The sequence below is a fragment of the Mycobacterium kyogaense genome (assembly GCF_003254575.1).
In the GTDB taxonomy this organism is placed as follows: Bacteria; Actinomycetota; Actinomycetes; order Mycobacteriales; family Mycobacteriaceae; genus Mycobacterium; species Mycobacterium kyogaense.
The window spans coordinates 1-18,917 of sequence record NZ_QJUA01000067.1; the positions used below are offsets into that span (position 1 = coordinate 1).

Genomic DNA, 18,917 nt, shown 5'->3' on the forward strand with positions numbered 1-18,917 from the left:
ACTCGTACGCTGAATCTTCACTGGGGCCTCCCACAGTTGTGGCTCTACCGGCCAGGACCCAATTCCTGACGGCAACCCACGTTCACATGTGGTGAGGCCCCAGCCTCCCCATACCGTCTATTCCGCGGTAGAGGGGGCGGGGGTTGTCGGTGGGGGCGGCGATAGTGACGGCGTGCTCGATCTCGTCCTGCCGCTGCAGTGCGGCGGCTGCGGCGCCCCCGCGACCGCGTGGTGCCCGGCCTGCGCGCAGGACCTCGCCGTGCGGCACGACGAGCCCCACCTCGTCACGCCACGCCTGGACCCCGGCGTGCCGGTGTTCTCGCTCGGCCGCTACGCCGGCGCCCGCCGCCACGCCCTCGTCGCGACCAAGGAGCGCGGCCGCACCGACCTCCTCGGCCCCCTGGGCGACGCGCTGCACACGGCGCTCGGTCAGCTGCTGACCTGGGGCCTGCTCGACACCCCGCTGACCCTGGTGCCGGCCCCCACCCGGCGCACCTCGGCGCGCCGCCGCGGCGGCGATCCCGTCACCCGCCTCGCCACGCACGCCGCCCGCGGTCTACCCGGTGTCGCCGTCGCACCGTCGCTGCGGCTGGCGCCGTTCACTCGCGACTCCGTCGGACTGTCCAGTGCCGCCCGCCAGCGCAACATCGCCGGCCGCATCCGGCTCACCCGCGGCGTCACCGCGATATCGAGCGATGTCGTCGTGGTCGACGACATCGTCACCACCGGGGCCACCGCCACGGAATCGGTCCGAGTCCTGCAAACACGGGGAGTGGCCGTCGTCGCCGTCCTCGCGCTCGCGCACGCCTGACCAATCGCGTTACCCGAACATCAATCTGCCGTGAAGAACTGAAAACAGGTCGGTCGAATCAGTGGCACGAACACATGAACAGCGACTACCTTCGGAACCAACCATCCGTGAACAGCTCACGGCGGCGCTCAGACCCGAGATGCCGATATCGCGCCAGCGGTAGGAGGTGAGTAGTCGACACCTTGCACCGGCGAGTGGCGCCAATCAGATATGCCTCGTCGGCGCGATTTTTTCATCAGCAGGCACGCGAGACGTGCACCCGCGAGAGAGAGTCGAGTTGCCAAGCATGTCAGTAAATTCCATGGACTCCGACAACACGATGGTGATGGACCCCGATGCGACAGGAGTGTCCGAGGAGACCTCGGGCGCCGAGGTGGTGGTGACCGGTCGCAACGTCGAGGTTCCCGACCACTTCCGCGCCTACGTCGCCGAGAAGTTGTCACGCCTGGAACGATTCGACCGCACCATCTACCTCTTCGACGTCGAACTCGATCACGAGAAGAACCGACGTCAACGCAAGAACTGCCAGCACGTGGAAATCACGGCGAAGGGTCGTGGTCCCGTGGTCCGCGGCGAGGCCTGCGCCGACAGCTTCTACGCTGCGTTCGAATCCGCGGCGAGCAAACTCGAAGCCCGGCTACGTAAGAGCAAGGACCGCCGCAAGATCCACTACGGCGACAAGCGGCCGGAGTCGCTGCACGAAGCCACCGCGCTCGAACGTCTGGACGCCGCGTTCGCCCGGCCGACGGAGACGACCGCTGCGCCCACCGACACGCTCGACGACCACGAACCCGGCCGGATCGTGCGCACCAAGGAACACCCGGCCACCCCGATGACGGTCGACGACGCGCTCTACGAAATGGAGCTGGTCGGCCACGATTTCTTCCTCTTCCACGACAAAGAGAGCGACCGGCCCTGCGTCGTGTACCGACGCCACGCCTACGACTACGGGTTGATCCGGCTGGCCTGAGCTGGTCCGGCGCGCTCGAGCACCGTCGCCGGTTGCCGGGCGCGCCGGTTCCGACCCGTACGATGGGGACGTCCAACGCGTGACGCATCCATCGACGCAAGAGGTTATACAGCGTGCTCTCGAAGTTGCTCCGTCTCGGCGAAGGCCGCATGGTCAAGCGCCTCAAGGGGGTGGCTGACTACGTCAACACCCTGTCCGACGACGTCGAGAAGCTTTCCGACGCCGAGCTCCGCGCCAAGACCGCCGCCTTCAAGGCCCGCCTGGCCGACGGCGAAGAACTCGACGACCTGCTGCCCGAGGCGTTCGCCGTCGCACGCGAAGCCGCGTGGCGGGTGCTCAACCAGCGCCACTTCGACGTCCAGGTGATGGGCGGCGCCGCCCTGCACTTCGGCAACGTGGCCGAGATGAAGACCGGTGAGGGCAAGACCCTCACCGCAGTGCTGCCGGCCTACCTCAACGCGCTGACCGGTAAGGGCGTCCACATCGTCACGGTCAACGACTACCTGGCCAAGCGCGACGCCGAGCAGATGGGCCGCGTGCACCGCTTCCTCGGCCTCGACGTGGGCGTCATCTTGTCCCAGCTCACGCCCGACGAGCGTCGCACCGCCTACGCCGCCGACATCACCTACGGCACCAACGTCGAGTTCGGGTTCGACTACCTGCGCGACAACATGGCGCTGCGGCTCGAAGACTGCGTGCAGCGCGGCTTCAACTACGCGATCGTCGACGAGGTCGACTCGATCCTCATCGACGAGGCCCGCACCCCGCTGATCATCTCCGGCCCGGTCGACGGCTCCTCGAACTGGTACAGCGAGTTCGCGCGACTGGCCCCGCTGATGGAGAAGGACACCCACTACGAGGTCGACCTCAAGAAGCGCACCGTCGGCGTGCACGAGGCCGGCGTCGCGTTCGTCGAAGACCAGCTCGGCATCGAGAACCTGTACGAAGCCGCCAACTCGCCGCTGGTCAGCTACCTCAACAACGCGCTCAAGGCCAAAGAGCTCTTCGAGCGCGACAAGCACTACATCGTCCGCAACGGCGAGGTCCTCATCGTCGACGAGTTCACCGGCCGCATGCTGGTGGGCCGGCGCTACAACGAGGGTCTGCACCAGGCCATCGAGGCCAAGGAGCAGGTCGAGATCAAGGCGGAGAACCAGACCGTCGCGACCGTCACGCTGCAGAACTACTTCCGCATGTACGACAAGCTCGCGGGCATGACCGGCACCGCCGAGACCGAGGCCGCCGAGCTGCACGAGATCTACAAGCTCGGCGTGGTGCCGATCCCGACGAACAAGCCGATGATCCGCACCGATCAGTCGGACCTGATCTACAAGACCGAGGAAGCCAAGTTCATCGCGGTCGTCGACGACGTCACCGAGCGCTATGAGAAGGGCCAGCCGGTGCTCATCGGTACGACGAGCGTGGAGCGCTCGGAGTTCCTGGCCCGCCAGTTCGAGAAGCGCCGCATCCCGCACAACGTGCTGAACGCCAAGTACCACGAGCAGGAAGCCGGCATCATCGCCGAGGCGGGCCGGGTCGGCGCGGTCACCGTGGCCACCAACATGGCCGGCCGCGGTACCGACATCGTGCTCGGCGGCAACGTCGACTACCTGCTGGACCGGCAGCTGCGTCAGCGCGGCCTCGATCCCATCGAGACCCCCGACGAGTACGAAGCGGCCTGGCACGAGGAGCTGCCTGCGGTCAAGGCGCAGGTGTCCTCCGAAGCCAAGGACGTCGTCGCTGCGGGCGGCCTGTACGTGCTGGGTACCGAGCGTCACGAGTCCCGCCGCATCGACAACCAGCTGCGTGGCCGCTCCGGCCGCCAGGGCGATCCCGGCGAGTCCCGCTTCTACCTGTCGCTGGCCGACGAGCTGATGCGCCGGTTCAACGGCGCCACGCTGGAGACGCTGCTGACCCGGCTGAACCTGCCCGACGACGTGCCGATCGAGGCCAAGATGGTCTCCCGCGCGATCAAGAGCGCACAGACGCAGGTCGAGCAGCAGAACTTCGACATCCGCAAGGAAGTCCTCAAATACGACGAGGTGATGAACCAGCAGCGCAAGGTCATCTACGCCGAGCGCCGCCGCATCCTCGAAGGCGAGAACCTCGCCGAGCAGGCCCACACCATGCTCACCGACGTCATCACCGCCTACGTCGACGGTGCCACCGCCGAGGGCTACTCCGAGGACTGGGACCTGGAGAAGCTGTGGGAGAGCCTGCGCCAGCTCTACCCGGTCGGCATCGACCACAACGATCTGATCGACTCCGACGCCGTGGGCGAGCCCGGTGAGCTGACCCGCAAGGAACTGCTCGACGCCCTGCTCGCCGACGCCGAACGCGCCTACGCCGAGCGCGAGGCCGAGATCGAGTCGCTTGCCGGCGAAGGGGCGATGCGCCAGCTGGAACGCAACGTGCTGCTGAACGTGCTCGACCGCAAGTGGCGTGAGCACCTCTACGAGATGGACTACCTGCGCGAGGGCATCGGCCTGCGCGGACTGGCCCAGCAGCGACCGGAGGTCGAGTACGCCCGCGAGGGCTTCGACATGTTCATCGGCATGCTCGACGGCATGAAGGAGGAGTCGGTCGGCTTCCTGTTCAACGTGCAGGTCGAGGCCGCCCCGCAGCCGTCCGTCGCGCCGGTTGCGGCGCCGCCCGGGCTGGCCGACTTCGCCGCCGCAGCGGCGCAGGGGCAGGGCGCGCAAGGTGCGGTGGCCACCAAGGAGCGGCCGAACCCGTTGCGCGCCAGGGGCATCGACGACAACGGACAGCCGCCGCTGGTCTACACCGGACCGTCGGAAGACGGCTCGGCCGAGGTCAAGCGAACCGGGGCCGGCGGCGGAACCACCAAGCCCGGCGGCGGCACCACGCGTCGCGAACGCCGGGAGGCCGCCCGCGCCCAGAAGTCCGGAAAGCACGCCCGCCGCCGCTGACGCAGGCCGCTAAACGATCTGGTCGGACTCTCCCCCGCAAGCGGGAGGTGCCCCCACAACGCGGCTCGTGCCTCGCCGCTTGATCGTCGTCCGACTAACCGATCTGCAGCGCGACCATCCGCCACGCCTCGCCGTGGCGCTCGATGCGCGCCGCGATCGCGTGCACACGGCCGGATCGGCTGAACGAGGCGAACACCTCGGCCGCTGTCGGCTCGTCGCCGCCGGTGTGCACTGCGCGCACCCGGACCCGGTGCAGCGTCGCGCTGCCCGTGCGGGGAGCGCGGGCCCGGACGAGCACCCGGTCGATCAGTGCCGGTGGCATCAACGGCCGAAGCTGTGCGACGGGCCGGCGCCGGTCGATCACCTCGATGATCTGGAGCAACGCGGCCTCGGCGAACGACACGGCCGCCCTCGGCGGCGGGGCCTCGCGCTGCGCGGGCCGGTGCGGGCGGGCATGCTCACGCGCTCGGTGCAGGGCCGGACCCGACGGTGTGGGGCACGGCTGACCGATCGGCGCAGGGGCGGGTTCGCAGTCGATCACCGGCGAGGTGACCCAGAGGGCGGTAGGAGCGGTCATCACGGTTCTCCAGCTGTCGGCGGGACGGTCGCGTCCGCTGGAGAGTGGCAGACCTGTCGATGATGACACGCCCCGCCGACCCCTCGATGCACCCGTTATGCGCGCACGGCGCCGGTGCCGCTACCGTGAGGCGTCTCGAATGCACAGTGAGGGGGCGACGCCGCAGTGGTGACCAGGTTGTCGTCGTCCGATGCGTCGTTTTTCCGCCTGGAGAACTCCGCCACCCCGATGTACGTCGGGTCCCTGCAGATCGTGCGGAAACCGCGCAACGGGCTGAGCTACGAGACGCTGCTGGCCACCGTCGAACAGCGCCTGCCGCAGATCCCGCGGTATCGGCAGAAGGTCCGCGAGGTCGGCTACGGGTTGGCCCGACCCGTGTGGATCGACGACCGCGACTTCGACATCACCTATCACATCCGGCGTTCGGCGCTGCCGTCCCCGGGAAGCGACGCCCAGCTGCACGAGCTGATCGCCCGCCTGGGCTCCCGCCCCCTCGACAAGTCCCGTCCGCTGTGGGAGATGTACCTGGTCGAGGGCCTGTCCAAGAACCGCCTCGCGATCTACACGAAGTCGCACCAAGCGCTGGTCAACGGCATGTCGGCGCTCGAGATCGGGCACGTGATCGCCGATCGCACACAGAAGCCGCCGGAGTTCGCCGAGGACATCTGGATTCCCGCGCGCGAGCCGTCGGACCGCCAGCTGCTGATGGGGGCGCTCGGCGAGTGGATCGCTCGGCCCACCCAGCAGGCGGCCGCGGTGCGCTCGGCGCTCACCGAGGCGGTCACCAACACCGGCCAGCTCGTCGAGCTCGGCCGGCGGGCCGCCGACGCCGCCCGCATCGTCGCCCGCGGAACCGCGCCCAGCAGCCCGCTGAACACCAGGGTGTCGCGCAACCGGCGATTCTCGGTCGCCTCCGCCGACCTCGACGAGTTCCGAATGGTGCGGGCCCGCTACGACTGCGACATCAACGACGTCGTACTCGCCGTCGTCGCCGGAGCGCTACGTAACTGGCTGCTGTCCCGCGGGGAACCCGTCACCGCGACCACCACGATGCGCGCCATGGCCCCGATGTCGGTCTACCCCGACACCGAAACCACGTCGTCGAGCCCCGGCCAGGCCATCGGTGAGGTGGCGCCCTTCCTGATCGACCTGCCCGTCGGCGAAGGCAACGCCGTCGTGCGGCTGTCCCAGATCGCGCACGCCACCGAATCGACGCCCACCGCAGGGTCCCTGGTCGACGCCCGCAGCATCATCACGCTGTCGGGCTTCGCGCCGCCGACCCTGCACGCAATGGGCATTCGCGTCGCGACCAGCTTCTCGGCCCGCCAATTCAACCTGCTGATCACCAACGCGCCCGGCGCGCAGGCGCAGATGTACATCGCCGGGACCAAGCTGCTCGAGACGTACGCGGTGCCGCCGTTGCTGCACAACCAGGCGCTCGCCATCGGTGTCACGTCCTACAACGGCACCATCTACTTCGGCATCAACGCCGACCGCGACGCCATGAGCGACGTCGAGATGCTGCCCGATCTGATGCGTGAGGCGCTCGACGAACTGGTGGAAGCGGCCCGATAGCCGGCTCGGGGATTTGACGACTGCTGCCAGTCGGAGTCGAATGATGTGAATGTCGACATCTGAAGACGAACTGACCACGGGCATCGCGGGCGGCAAAGAGTCGACCGACACCGGTCCGATCCCCATCGTGCACCCGGTGCTCGACGTTCCCGTCGAAGAAGAGCACATCACCCGCCACCGCGGCGTCGACTGGGTGGTCTTCGGCGTCACTGCCGTCATCGCGCTGGCGTTCCTGGTCTGGGGCTTCGTCAGCACCGACACATTGGCCGGGGCCTCCCAGACGGCGCTGACGTGGGTGATGGACAAGACCGGCTGGCTGTTCGTGCTCACCAGCACCGGATTCGTCGTCTTCGTGCTCTATCTCGCTCTGGGGCGCTACGGCACCATTCCGCTGGGCCGCGACGACGAGCCGCCGGAGTTCAACGGTATCTCTTGGGTCGCAATGATGTTCAGCGCCGGCATGGGCATCGGGTTGATGTTCTTCGGTGTCGCCGAACCGCTGACACACTTCGTCACGCCTCCGCCCGGAACCGGCGCCGAAGGCAATCCCGAAGCCGTGCAGCACGCATTGGCCACCACGCTGTTCCACTGGACACTGCACCCGTGGGCGATCTATGCCGTCGTCGGGCTGGCCATCGCCTACGGCGTCTACCGCAAGGGCCGGCTGCAGCTGATCAGCTCGGCGTTCGAACCGCTGCTCGGATCACGGGCCAACGGCGCATGGGGCAAGGTCATCGACATGTTGGCGATCTTCGCCACGCTGTTCGGCTCGGCTGCGTCACTGGGATTGGGCGCGTTGCAGATTCGCAGCGGACTGCAGATCGTCGCCGGAATCGGCGAGACCGGCAACACGATTCTCATCGTCATCATCACCGTGCTCACGGTGTGCTTCGTGCTGTCGGCGGTGTCGGGGGTGTCGCGCGGCATCCAATGGCTGTCGAACATCAACATGGTGCTGGCCGTTCTGCTGGCCCTCTTCGTCTTCGTCGTCGGCCCAACGATTTTCATCCTCAACCTGCTGCCGACCTCGCTGGGAAGCTACTTCGCGGACCTCAACATGATGTCGGCGCGCACCGGCGCCGAGGGCAGCGCGGTGAACACCTGGCTGCAGTCGTGGACGATCTTCTACTGGGCCTGGTGGGTGTCGTGGACGCCGTTCGTCGGCATGTTCATCGCGCGGATCTCCCGCGGCCGCACCATCCGTCAGTTCGTGGCCGGCGTGCTGGTGGTACCCAGCGTGGTGTCGCTGGTGTGGTTCGCGATCTTCGGCGGTGCGGCAATCAACGTGCAGCAGAACGGAACTGACCTCGCAGGGGAGGGCGGCGTCGAAGAGCAGCTGTTCACGCTGCTCGACCAGTACCCGATCGCGATCATCGCCAGCATCGTGGTGATGATCCTGGTCGCCATCTTCTTCGTCTCGGGCGCCGACGCCGCGTCGATCGTGATGGGCTCGCTGTCGCAGAAGGGCACCATCCATCCCAGCCGGGGCACCGTCATCTTCTGGGGCGTGGCGACCGGTGCGGTGGCGGCGGTGATGCTGCTGGTGGGTGGCGAGGATGCGCTCACCGGCCTGCAGACGATCACGATCATCGCGGCTCTGCCGTTCCTGCTCGTGATGGTCGCGATGGCGGTGGCCCTGCTGAAGGACCTGCGCCGGGATCCGAAGATCCTGCGGCGCGCATACGCCGCCGAGGTCGTCGACAGCGCGGTGGTGGCCGGGGTGACCCAGCACGGCGACGACTTCATCATCCCGGTGCAGAGGGACCCCAACTGCAACTCCGACGCAGATTCCCCGGGGGCCTCGTCGGGCGCCTGAGGGCGGCTCGGCCACTAGGCTCGGCGGAGTGCGCGTCTTCGTTCCCGCGACCCTGACCATGCTGCAGCGGCTGGTGGCCGACGGAACCCTCCGTCCCGTCAACGGCACCGCCTTCGCCGTGACACCGACGCTGCGGGAGGCCTACGCGGAGGGGGACGAGGAGGAGCTGGCCGACGTCGCGCTGCGTGACGCCGCGCTGGCGTCACTGCGGTTGCTCGGCGACGAGGGGGAGACCACGTTGCCGAGTCGGCGGGCGGTGCTCGAAGTCGATGCCGACGATGTGACGCTGCGCCCCGACCTCGACGATGCCGTGGTGCGGGTGGCCGGTGACATCGACCTCACAAAAGTGATCGCGGCGTATGTCGACAACGCCGCCGCAGAGACCGCGGTGACCGCGGCCGTCGACGCCGTCGACGAGGCGGATCTGGGGGATGAGGACGCCGAGCTCACGGTCGGGGACGCGCAAGACCACGACCTGGCCTGGTACGCGGCGCAGGAGCTGCCCTTCCTGCTCGAGCTGCTGTGAAAGACTGGCTACGGTCCCGTAGGTTACGGTACCGTAGGTTGAGCAACAGCGATCCGGCAGGAGCTCCCATGGCCAAGACAACGATCAAGAAGACGGCCAAGGTCGCCGACACGGTGCGGCCGTCCGTCGCCGGGGCAGACGAACGGCCCGGCCTCCACTTTCTGCGGACCGTTGCCGGCCGCATCACCACACCCCTGCTGCCCGACGACTACCTGAAGCTGGCCAACCCGCTGTGGTCGGCGCGGGAGTTGCGCGGCCGCGTACTCGAGGTGCGGCGCGAGACCGTCGACTCGGCCACGCTCGTCATCAAGCCGGGCTGGGGTTTCTCGTTCGACTACCAGGCCGGCCAGTACATCGGCATCGGGCTGCTGGTCGACGGTCGCTGGCGGTGGCGGTCCTACTCCCTGACGAGCAGCCCCGTCACCAGCAAGGGTTCGCGGACCATCACCATCACGGTCAAGGCGATGCCCGAGGGGTTCCTATCCAGCCATCTCGTCGGCGGCGTCGAACCCGGCACCATCGTGAGACTGGCTGCGCCGCAAGGCAATTTCGTCATGCCGGACCCTGCTCCGGCGTCGGTGCTCTTCCTGACGGCGGGCTCGGGCATCACCCCCGTGATCGCGATGTTGCGCACCCTGAGCCGGCGCGGTCAACTCGGTAACGTGGTGCACGTGCACTCCGCACCGACCGAGTCCGACGTGATGTTCGCCGAAGAGCTGTCGACGATGGCCTACCGCCACCAGGACTACCGCCTCGTGCTGCGGAGCACCCGCAGCCAGGGCCGGCTGGATCTCGCCCGTCTCGACGAGGTCGTGCCCGACTGGCGGGACCGGCAGACCTGGGCCTGTGGGCCCGAAGCGATGCTCGAGTCGGCCGAGCGCACCTGGGCCGCCGCAGGCATCGCCGACAACCTGCATCTCGAGCGCTTCGCGGTCACGCGTGGCGGGCACGGCAGCGGGGGAACGGTCACCTTCGCCCGCGCCGACAAAGAGGTGGTCGTCGACGGTGCGACCTCGCTGATGGACGCCGGTGAGGCGGCGGGCATCCAGATGCCGTTCGGATGCCGGATGGGCATCTGCCAGTCGTGTGTCGTGGGGCTGCTCGACGGGCATGTGAAGGATTTGAGGACGGGCGTCGAGCACGAGCCCGGCAGCCGAGTGCAGACCTGCGTCTCGGCCGCGTCGGGAGACTGCACACTGGACGTGTGACCTTTACCCGCTAGTAACCTACGGCGTCGTAGGTTACGCTAGCGTAGGTATGCGAGAGGAGGGATCGAACCCATGGCAATCACCGACGTACCGGAGTTCGCACATCTGACGGATTCCGACATCGAAGGCTTGACGCGCGAACTCGACGCGATCCGGCAGGACATCGAAGACTCCCGCGGCGCGCGCGATGCGCGCTACATCCGCCGCACCATCGCCTTCCAACGTGGGCTGGAGGTCGCCGGCCGCCTGCTGCTGGCCGGCAGCTCCAAGCGCGCGTACTGGTGGGCCGGCGCGACGACGCTGGGCGTGGCCAAGATCGTCGAGAACATGGAGATCGGCCACAACGTCATGCACGGCCAATGGGATTGGATGAACGATCCCGAGATCCACTCCTCGTCGTGGGAGTGGGACATGAGCGGCGCCTCCAAGCACTGGCGCTTCACTCACAACTTCATGCACCACAAGTACACGAACATCCTCGGGATGGACGACGATGTGGGCTACGGCGTCATTCGCGTCACCCGCGACCAGCGCTGGACGCCGATGAACCTCGGCAACCTGTTCTTCAACACCCTGCTGTGCGTCGCTTTCGAGTGGGGCGTCGGGCTGCAGCATCTCGAGCTCGGCAAGATCTTCACGGGCCGCGACGATCGCAGGGCCACGATGACGCGCATCAAGGAGTTCGGCGTCAAGGCCGGCCACCAGGTCGCCAAGGACTACGCGCTGTGGCCCGCGTTGACCGCGCTGTCTCCGGGGGCATCGTTCAAGTCCACGCTGAAGGCCAACGCGATGGCCAACGTCATTCGCAACGTGTGGGCCAACGCCGTGATCTTCTGCGGCCACTTCCCTGACGGCGCAGAGAAATTCACCAAGACCGACATGGTCGGCGAGACCCGCGGTGAGTGGTATCTGCGCCAGATGCTCGGCAGCGCGAACTTCGACAACGGCCCGGTGCTGCGCTTCATGAGCGGCAACCTATGCCACCAGATCGAGCACCACCTGTTCCCGGATCTGCCGAGCAATCGGTACTACGAGATGTCGATCCGGGTCCGCGAGATCTGCGACAAGTACGACCTGCCCTACACCACTGGCTCGTTCCTGGTGCAGTACGGCAAGTCGTGGCGCACCATCGCGAAACTGTCTCTGCCAGACCGGTTCCTGACCGACACCGCCGACGATGCGCCCGAGACGCGCAGCGAGCGGATGTTCGCCGAGCTGGAACCCGGCGAGCGGCGGGGTCTGAAGTCGTCGATCGCGGCAGTGCGTGCGCGCCGGCGTGCCCGCAAGGCTGCTGTGGCGGAGCGGCTGGCCGCCTGATCTTCTGCTGAACAGACACAAACTCGAGCTGACACGCCGCGGCGCAGCTCGAGTTTGTGTCTGCTCGCGGCTCTACGGAACGTAGTCGAACGTGTCCGGGTTCGGGCCGGTGCGGCCGTCCTCACCCTTGTCCAGCGCCGAGATCGCATCCAGATCATCGGTGCCCAGCTCGAAGTCGAACAGCGCGAAGTTGTCCTTGATCCGCTGCTCGGTCACCGACTTCGGGAACACGATGTCGCCCCGCTGGATGTGCCACCGCAGCACCACCTGAGCCGGAGTCTTGCCGGCCTGCTCGGCGATGCGGGTGATCACGGGATCGTCGAGCACCTTGCCCTGCGCGATCGGTGACCACGCCTCGGTCGCGATACCGTGCTCGGTGCCGTAGGCACGCACCCGCTCGTTGGTGAAGTACGGGTGCACCTCGATCTGATTGACCGCCGGGACGGTACCCGTCTCGGCCGCCAACCGCTCGAGATGCTCGACCTGGAAATTGGAGACCCCGACGCTGCGGGCACGGCCGTCTTTGGCGAACTCCTCCAACGTCTTCCACGTCGAGACATAGTCACCGTCGTAGAGCGTCGGCAGCGGCCAGTGGATCAGGAACAGATCCACGTAGTCGAAGCCGAGTTCGGACAGCGTCTTGTCGAACGCCCGGCGCGCGTCGTCGGGCTTGTGGAACCCGTTGTTCAGCTTGCTGGTGACGAACACCTCGCTGCGGTCGATGCCCGCGTTGCGGATGCCCTCGCCGACGCCCTTCTCGTTCTGGTACATCTCCGCGGTGTCGATGTGGCGGTAACCGATGTCCAGCGCGGTCTTCACCGCATCTGCGGTGTCCTCCGGCGGGATCTGGTAGACGCCGAACCCCAGCTGGGGGATCTGCGCGCCGCTGTTGAGCTTGATGGTTGGTACCTGAGTCACTGTGCATTCCTCCTTCGCGGGCAGCGTATCCGCGGGAGGACCGCGGCAAACCCCGTGCGCGGGTCAGGCGTCGCGGAGGACCGCGAGGAGGCGGCGGGCCGCCGCGACCCGATCAGCCGCCGGACCCTCGAGGCCGTCCAGCGCACACTCAGGATCGGCCGGCGGCCCCATGTGCCCGCAGCCGCGAGGGCAGTCCTCGATCGCATCGGCGAGATCCGAGAACGCCATCACCACGTCGTCGGGTGCGATGTGGGCCAGGCCGAACGAACGGATTCCCGGCGTGTCGATCACCCATCCGCCGGCGGCCAGCGGCAACGCGATCGACTGCGTGGACGTGTGCCGGCCGCGACCGATGTCGGTCACGGCACCCGTGGCCCGATCCGCCTCGGGGACAAGACGATTCACCAGTGTCGACTTGCCCACCCCGGAATGGCCCAGCAGCACCGTGACTTTGTCGGCCAACAATGCCTGGACCGCCTCCAGAGGATCGGTCCGGCCCGCCGTCGCGATCGTCAGGTCCAGCCCCGCGAATTGCGCGGCGAACGGCTCGGGCTCGGCGAGGTCGGTCTTGGTCAGGCACAGGATCGGCGTCAGACCCCCGACGAATGCCGCGATCAGCGCACGTTCGACGAGCCCCGTGCGCGGCGGCGGATCCGCCAGCGCCACCACGATCAACAGCTGATCCGCGTTGGCGACCACCACCCGCTCCGTCGGATCCGTGTCGTCGGCCGTGCGGCGCAACACCGTTCGGCGCTCGCCCCGACGCACGATGCGCGCCAGTGTGTCCGCCCGACCCGACAGATCGCCGACGATGTCGACCTCGTCACCGACGACGATCGGGGTGCGGCCCAGCTCGCGGGCCCGCATCGCGGTCACGTGTTGCGCGGGGTCACCGTCGAGCACACAACCCCACCGGCCCCGGTCGACGGTGACGACCATTCCCGACCGGGCGTCGGCGTGCTCGGGACGGGTCTTCGTTCGCGGTCGCGAGCCGCGACCGGGCCGCACCCGGACGTCGGACTCGTCGTACTCGCGTCGGCTCAAAGGCCGGCCGTGGTGTCGGTCTGGCCGGCCAACATGTCGGCCCACAGCTGCGGAAAATCCGGAAGCGTCTTGGCGGTGGTGCCGATGTTCTCCACCTCGACACCGGGCACCCGCAGCCCGACGATCGCGCCGGCCGTCGCCATCCGGTGATCGGCATACGAGTGCCAGACGCCCTCGTGCATCACCTGCGCGGTGATCGTCAGCCCGTCCTCGGTCTCCTCGCACTGTCCGCCGATCCGGTTGATCTCGGTGCGCAGCGCCGCCAACCGGTCCGTCTCGTGCCCCCGCAAGTGCGCGATGCCGCGCAGATGGCTCACCGATCCGGGGGTGGCCAGAGCCGCCATCGCCGCCACCGAGGGCGCCAGCTCACCGACCGCGCGCAGGTCGACGTTGACGCCGTCGAAGGTGGCGGTGCCCTGCACCTCGAGGTAGGAGTCGCCGCGACGGACGACCGCACCGAAGCTCTTCAGCAGCGACAGAATCGTCTGGGCCGGTTGGACGCTGACATCGGGCCAGCCGGTGACGCGGACGCTGCCGCCGGTGACGACCGCGGCGGCCAGGAACGGCACCGAATTCGACAGGTCCGGCTCGATCGCCCAGTCACGCGCCGCGATCGGTCCCGGCGACACCTTCCACCGGTCGGGGGTGGTGTCGTCGACGGTGACGCCCGCCTCCCGCAGCATCGCGACGGTCATCGCGATGTGCGGTGCGGACGGCACCTCGGCGCCGGTGTGCACGATCGTCAGGCCCTCGTCGAAAGCGGCGCCCGAGAGCAGCAGCCCGGAGACGAACTGCGACGAGCCCGACGCGTCGATCTCGACGGTGCCGCCGCGCACGTTCCCGGCGCCGCGCACCTCGAACGGCAGCCCGGTGCCGTCGACGCCGACGCCGAGCGCGCGCAACCCCTCCAGCAGCGGCGCGATCGGCCGGGCGCGCGCCTGCTCGTCGCCGTCGAAGGTCACCGATTCAGAGCTCAGCGCCGCGACTGGCGGCAGGAACCGCAACACGGTGCCGGCCAGCCCGCAATCGATGCGGGTGCCGGGCCGCGGCGTCAGCCCGCCGCTGATCGTCAGCGCGGTCTCGTCGGTCGGCGACGTGTCCACCTGGAGCCCGAGTGCTTGCAACGCGGCGATCATCAGGTCGGTGTCGCGGCTGCGCAACGCCCCGGAGAGGGTCGATGAGCCGTCGGCCAGCGCCGCGAGCACCAGCGCCCGGTTGGTCTGCGACTTCGAGCCGGGAACCGTCACGGTGGCATGGACAGGGGTCGACGTCGACGGGGCCGGCCAGTTGCTCACAGGTCCATTCTGGCGTGTCACCGGTTTCTGCCACCATGGGGACCATGTGCGGGCGTTTCGCGGTGACCACCGATCCGGCGCTGCTGGCCGAGAAGATCAAAGCGATCGACGAGGCCACCTCCCAGATGAAGGACACCCCGTCCGCCAATTACAACGTGGCGCCCACGACGACCGTCGCCACCGTCGTCAAGCGGCACACCGATCCCGACGACGAGTCCACCCGCCGCGTGCGGCTGATGCGCTGGGGATTGGTTCCGCCGTGGGTGAAGGCCACCGACACCGGCACCCCCGAGACCAAGGGGCCGCTGCTGATCAACGCCCGCTCCGACAAGGTCACCACCTCGCCGGCGTTCCGCAGCTCCGCCAAGGCCAAGCGCTGCCTGGTGCCGATGGACGGCTGGTACGAATGGCAGGGCGCCAAGGGCGCCAAGACGCCCTACTACATGCACGCGACGGACGGTGAGCCGCTGTTCATGGCGGGCCTGTGGTCGTCGTGGCGGCCAAAAGACGCCCCGAAGGACGCTCCACCGCTGTTGAGCTGCACGATCATCACCACCGATGCGGCCGGCCCGCTGGCCGAGATCCACGACCGCATGCCGCTGACGATCAGCGCCGATGACTGGGACCACTGGCTGGACCCGGACGCCGCGATCGACGAGGGACTGCTGCGCGGCCACGGCGACCTGGACCGGATCGCGATCCGCGAGGTGTCGCGTCTGGTCAACAGCGTGCGCAACAACGGGCCCGAGTTGATCGAGCCCGTCGAGCCGCAGGCCGAGCAGGGCATGTTGCTGTGAGCCGCCCGCTGTCGGACCCATCTGTGCTCGACACCCTGGCTGCCGATCTCGCGGCCGCGCAGTACACCACCGACGGGGTGGGGGAGCTGCTCGGCGCCGACGCCGGCGGTGCGTTCAGCAGGGGACTGTGGTGGTCGGCACTGCGCGCCACCGAGCGGACGTCCGCCGACGCGCAGCCGTTGGCGACGCTGGTGCGGCTGTTCCTGCTCGGCGCTGACGAGCCGCGTGACCGCGTCGCGGCGGCGTTCCCGACGACGGGCGTCGATGCGCTGATCGCCGCCGGAGTCGTGCAGCCTGCCGGCCCAGACTCCGTCGTTGCCGTGCTGGACATCCGGCCGCACAGCGACGGAGCACGTGACTTCCTCGTCGTGTCCGACCAGGACGCGGCGCTGCGACCCGGCCCGGTGCGCCACGACCACGTCCTCGGCATCGGCGGTGCGTCGATCTCGTTGGCGCATGCGGTGATTCGCTCGCGCACCGGCCGGGCGCTCGACGTCGGCACCGGCTGCGGCATCCAGGCGCTACACCTGGCGGGGCACTGCGACGAGGTCGTCGCCACCGACACCAACGACCGTGCCCTGGCGTTGGCGGCCGCGACGGCTCGGCTGAACGGGATGTCCTGGGATCTGCGGTCCGGCAGCCTGTTCGACCCGGTCGCGGGGGAGCGGTTCGACTTGATCGTGTCCAACCCGCCGTTCGTGGTCGGGGTGGGAGATCTCGACTACATCTACCGAGACTCGGGGATGGTCGGAGACGCTCTGTGCGAGAGCATGATTCGCCAGGTCGGTGAGCATCTGGAACCGGGCGGCACCGCGCAGATCATGGCCAACTGGATCGTGCGTGACGGGCAGGACTGGCGCGAACGGGTGCAGGGCTGGCTCGACGGCAGCGGGCTGCACGCGTGGGTGGTGCAACGCGAATTCGCGGACCCGATCAGCTACGTCTCACTGTGGACCTCCGACGCCGGAGAGCTACCCGAGGATGCCGCCAGGCGCGGCGGACGATGGCTGGACTGGTTCGACGCCGAGGGCATCGCCGGAGTGGGCATGGGCATGGTCGTGGTGCGCGCACCGCGCCGCGGCGAGGGTCGGGTGCCCGAGCAGATCCTCGAGGAGATCACCGGCGCCGACGAACAGCTGACCGGCCCCGAGGTCGAGGCGTTCTTCGCCCGGCGTGACTACCTGCACCACACCAGCGACGACCAGCTGCTCGCCACTCGGCTGACCACTGCGCCCGTGTTCCTCGACGAACAATCGCTGCCGGGGCCCGACGGCTGGCAGACCGTCGGCGCCGCCGTTCGCCGCCCCGGCGGGCCGGGAGCCGTCATCGGCGTCGACGAGGTGTCCCGCGTACTGTTCGCGGGCTGCCGGGGGGAGGTGCCGCTCGGCATGCTGGTCGAGTTGCTGGCCGCCCACCACGGCGTCGACGCCGACGCGCTGGCCACCGCCGCGATGCCCGTCGTCCGGGAAGCGATCGGTCGCGGCATCCTCTACGAAGCGCGGTAGGTGGCGCTGACGACGACATAGGGCGACGTGACGGTGACGGCGCCCGACGGTGCGGCGTGCTGCCGCAGCGCCGCGGCGAATGCGTCGGCCAGGTCCTGCCGCGCGGAGCCGGCGCGCTCGAACGTCGCTACGTGCATGGGCGAACCGTTCTGCAACCACTGCAGTCCGTCGTCGACCGACGGGAACTCCCACCGGTGTTCGCCGTGGTCGAAGGCGACGTCGTCGAACTGCGCGAGCCGCTGCGCGACAACGCGCTCGTCGCCCCACTGGTCGGGGGTGTACGGTGCCGGCGCGGGCGCGCCCAGGACCTCGACGACCGGGTCGAACAGCGGATTGCTCCCCCCGCGGACCCACGCCGAAAATGCCAGCACACCAGCAGGTTTGAGAAGCCGGACGATCTCGGCGATCTGCCGCTGCGGGTCGACGAAGATGATGCCCATGTTGGACACCGCGACGTCGAAGGACGACGGCGCGAGCCCGGTGTCGGCGGCATCGCCGACCGTCCACGTGATCTCGGGAGCCCGCTGCGCGGCGAGGTCGATCAGCTCGGGGGTGACGTCGACGCCGGTGACGTGCGCACCCGCCGCGGCGGCCGCCCGCGCGGCGCTGCCGGTGCCGCACGCGAGATCGACCACTTCGGCCCCAGCCAACGAGCGTCGGCGCCCGGCCGCGTCGACCACGCGAGAAGCGATGTGCGCGATGCGGTCACCCACGGCGTCGTAACGGCCCCCGGCCCAGATCGACGAAGACATAGCGACCAGCGTGCCACGATGGGGAAATGAGCGAGTTCGCGGTCCACGCGCCCGAGCTGCCGAGGCCGATCACGTTCGACCAGTTCTGGGCCGACCTCACGTTCGTGCACTGGCCCGTCGATCCCGACAGCGTCGCGCGTTTCTTCCCGCCCGGCACCCGGCCCGACGTCATCGACGGCGTGACCTACGTGGGCCTGGTGCCGTTCGTGATGCGGAACCTCCGGCTGGGCAGCGCAGTGCGGCTGCCGTACTTCGGCACGTTCGCCGAGACCAACGTCCGGCTCTACTCCGTCGACGACGACGGTCGGCACGGAGTGCTGTTCCGCTCGCTGGAGACCGAACGGCTGGCAGCGGTGGCGGCGAGCCGTGCGGCACTGGGCATCCCCTACACGTGGGCCAAGATGCGGGTGACCCGCGATGGTGCCAGCATCCGGTACCGCAGTGTCCGGCGCTGGCCACAGCGGGGATTGCGCTCCGAGGTGACCGTGCGCATCGGGGCGCCGGTCGAGCCGACGCCGCTGGAGGTGTGGCTGACCGCGCGGTGGGGCGCGCACACCCGCAAAGCAGGCCGCACGTGGTGGCTGCCCAACGAGCACGCGACGTGGCCCTTGCGCAGCGCTGAGATCGACGGTCTGGCAGACGAATTGGTGACAGCCGCCGGGATACGCACTGCGGGCGAGCGGCTGCGGCCGCTGTATTCGCCCGGCGTGACGCGCGATTCGGCCGCCCGTCACGGGTTACCTGAGTCGCGCGGAATAGACGGTATGGGGAGGCTGGGGCCTCACCACATGTGAACGTGGGTTGCCGTCAGGAATTGGGTCCTGGCCGGTAGAGCCACAACTGTGGGAGGCCCCAGTGAAGATTCAGCGTACGAGT

15 protein-coding genes and 1 pseudogene are annotated in these 18,917 nt (G+C 68.6%); 11 read left to right on the top strand and 5 right to left on the bottom strand.

Translation table 11 applies throughout. The features are described 5' to 3' along the window. The first annotated feature begins 172 nt into the window (after positions 1-172). From DMB80_RS26410 to secA, 3 genes are all read left to right on the top strand, one after another. Complete coding sequence (locus tag DMB80_RS26410; protein ID WP_111512541.1) at positions 173-811, top strand: ComF family protein; 639 nt, start codon at positions 173-175, stop codon at positions 809-811. A gap of 325 nt (positions 812-1,136) precedes the next feature. Then, a complete protein-coding gene (gene hpf, locus DMB80_RS26415) occupies positions 1,137-1,781 on the top strand; it encodes a ribosome hibernation-promoting factor, HPF/YfiA family (protein ID WP_420812242.1) in 645 nt (214 codons plus the stop codon). Between the two features lie 113 nt (positions 1,782-1,894). Then, on the top strand, positions 1,895-4,711 hold the full coding sequence (secA, locus tag DMB80_RS26420) for a preprotein translocase subunit SecA (RefSeq protein ID WP_111512543.1): 2,817 nt from the start codon (positions 1,895-1,897) through the stop codon (positions 4,709-4,711). 94 nt (positions 4,712-4,805) lie between these two features. On the opposite strand, the gene DMB80_RS26425 is transcribed toward secA, so the two are convergent. Beyond that, a complete protein-coding gene (locus tag DMB80_RS26425; RefSeq protein WP_111512544.1) occupies positions 4,806-5,288 on the bottom strand; it encodes an Rv3235 family protein in 483 nt (160 codons plus the stop codon). A gap of 165 nt (positions 5,289-5,453) precedes the next feature. On the opposite strand from DMB80_RS26425, the gene DMB80_RS26430 reads away from it, so the two are divergent. The 5 genes from DMB80_RS26430 to DMB80_RS26450 all read left to right on the top strand — a co-directional run bounded on the left by DMB80_RS26430 (position 5,454) and on the right by DMB80_RS26450 (position 11,730). Then, positions 5,454-6,863, top strand: coding sequence for a WS/DGAT/MGAT family O-acyltransferase (locus DMB80_RS26430; protein ID WP_111512545.1), 1,410 nt, complete (start codon positions 5,454-5,456; stop codon positions 6,861-6,863). 49 nt (positions 6,864-6,912) lie between these two features. Beyond that, positions 6,913-8,679, top strand: coding sequence for a BCCT family transporter (locus DMB80_RS26435; RefSeq protein WP_111512546.1), 1,767 nt, complete (start codon positions 6,913-6,915; stop codon positions 8,677-8,679). 28 nt (positions 8,680-8,707) lie between these two features. Then, positions 8,708-9,205, top strand: coding sequence for a DUF6912 family protein (locus DMB80_RS26440; protein WP_046364828.1), 498 nt, complete (start codon positions 8,708-8,710; stop codon positions 9,203-9,205). Between the two features lie 68 nt (positions 9,206-9,273). Further along, complete coding sequence (locus DMB80_RS26445) at positions 9,274-10,413, top strand: ferredoxin reductase (RefSeq protein WP_111512547.1); 1,140 nt, start codon at positions 9,274-9,276, stop codon at positions 10,411-10,413. A 72-nt stretch (positions 10,414-10,485) separates the two neighbouring features. Then, a complete protein-coding gene (locus tag DMB80_RS26450; protein ID WP_111512548.1) occupies positions 10,486-11,730 on the top strand; it encodes a fatty acid desaturase family protein in 1,245 nt (414 codons plus the stop codon). Between the two features lie 72 nt (positions 11,731-11,802). Here the strand turns inward: DMB80_RS26450 and DMB80_RS26455 are convergent, their stop codons facing one another. The 3 genes from DMB80_RS26455 to aroA all read right to left on the bottom strand — a co-directional run bounded on the left by DMB80_RS26455 (position 11,803) and on the right by aroA (position 14,987). After that, the gene (locus DMB80_RS26455) at positions 11,803-12,648 is read right to left on the bottom strand and encodes an aldo/keto reductase (RefSeq protein ID WP_111512549.1); all 846 of its coding nucleotides are present in this window, start codon (positions 12,646-12,648) and stop codon (positions 11,803-11,805) included. A 63-nt stretch (positions 12,649-12,711) separates the two neighbouring features. Continuing rightward, positions 12,712-13,692: a ribosome small subunit-dependent GTPase A gene (rsgA, locus tag DMB80_RS26460; RefSeq protein ID WP_111512550.1), complete on the bottom strand. Its 981-nt coding sequence runs from the start codon at positions 13,690-13,692 to the stop codon at positions 12,712-12,714. Continuing rightward, positions 13,689-14,987 (bottom strand): 3-phosphoshikimate 1-carboxyvinyltransferase, encoded by a 1,299-nt coding sequence (aroA, locus tag DMB80_RS26465; RefSeq protein ID WP_111512551.1) that lies wholly within the window; start codon positions 14,985-14,987, stop codon positions 13,689-13,691. Before aroA ends, rsgA begins: the two co-directional genes overlap by 4 nt. Before the next feature lie 44 nt (positions 14,988-15,031). Between aroA and DMB80_RS26470 the strand changes: the two genes are divergently transcribed. Together DMB80_RS26470 and DMB80_RS26475 are read left to right on the top strand one after the other, a co-directional pair. Further along, positions 15,032-15,784 (top strand): SOS response-associated peptidase, encoded by a 753-nt coding sequence (locus tag DMB80_RS26470; protein WP_111512554.1) that lies wholly within the window; start codon positions 15,032-15,034, stop codon positions 15,782-15,784. Then, a complete protein-coding gene (locus DMB80_RS26475; protein WP_111512552.1) occupies positions 15,781-17,289 on the top strand; it encodes a DUF7782 domain-containing protein in 1,509 nt (502 codons plus the stop codon). The genes DMB80_RS26470 and DMB80_RS26475 overlap by 4 nt, the downstream gene beginning before the upstream one ends. Here the strand turns inward: DMB80_RS26475 and DMB80_RS26480 are convergent. Next, on the bottom strand, positions 17,274-18,041 hold the full coding sequence (locus DMB80_RS26480) for a class I SAM-dependent methyltransferase (RefSeq protein WP_111512553.1): 768 nt from the start codon (positions 18,039-18,041) through the stop codon (positions 17,274-17,276). The two genes, DMB80_RS26475 and DMB80_RS26480, sit on opposite strands and share 16 nt — an antisense overlap. Before the next feature lie 26 nt (positions 18,042-18,067). Here DMB80_RS26480 and DMB80_RS26485 point away from each other — a divergent pair. Then, a pseudogene (locus DMB80_RS26485) lies at positions 18,068-18,786 on the top strand (YqjF family protein). The last annotated feature ends 131 nt before the right edge of the window (positions 18,787-18,917 follow it).

Excerpts from the sequence above, each read along its gene's own strand:
- hpf (WP_420812242.1), top strand. The coding sequence starts at position 1,137 with ATGGACCCCGATGCGACAGGAGTGTCCGAGGAGACCTCGGGCGCCGAG.
- DMB80_RS26425 (WP_111512544.1), bottom strand. The coding sequence starts at position 5,288 with ATGACCGCTCCTACCGCCCTCTGGGTCACCTCGCCGGTGATCGACTGC.
- DMB80_RS26470 (WP_111512554.1), top strand. The coding sequence starts at position 15,032 with ATGTGCGGGCGTTTCGCGGTGACCACCGATCCGGCGCTGCTGGCCGAG.
- DMB80_RS26450 (WP_111512548.1), top strand. The coding sequence starts at position 10,486 with ATGGCAATCACCGACGTACCGGAGTTCGCACATCTGACGGATTCCGAC.
- DMB80_RS26445 (WP_111512547.1), top strand. The coding sequence starts at position 9,274 with ATGGCCAAGACAACGATCAAGAAGACGGCCAAGGTCGCCGACACGGTG.
- DMB80_RS26480 (WP_111512553.1), bottom strand. The coding sequence starts at position 18,041 with ATGTCTTCGTCGATCTGGGCCGGGGGCCGTTACGACGCCGTGGGTGAC.
- DMB80_RS26435 (WP_111512546.1), top strand. The coding sequence starts at position 6,913 with ATGTCGACATCTGAAGACGAACTGACCACGGGCATCGCGGGCGGCAAA.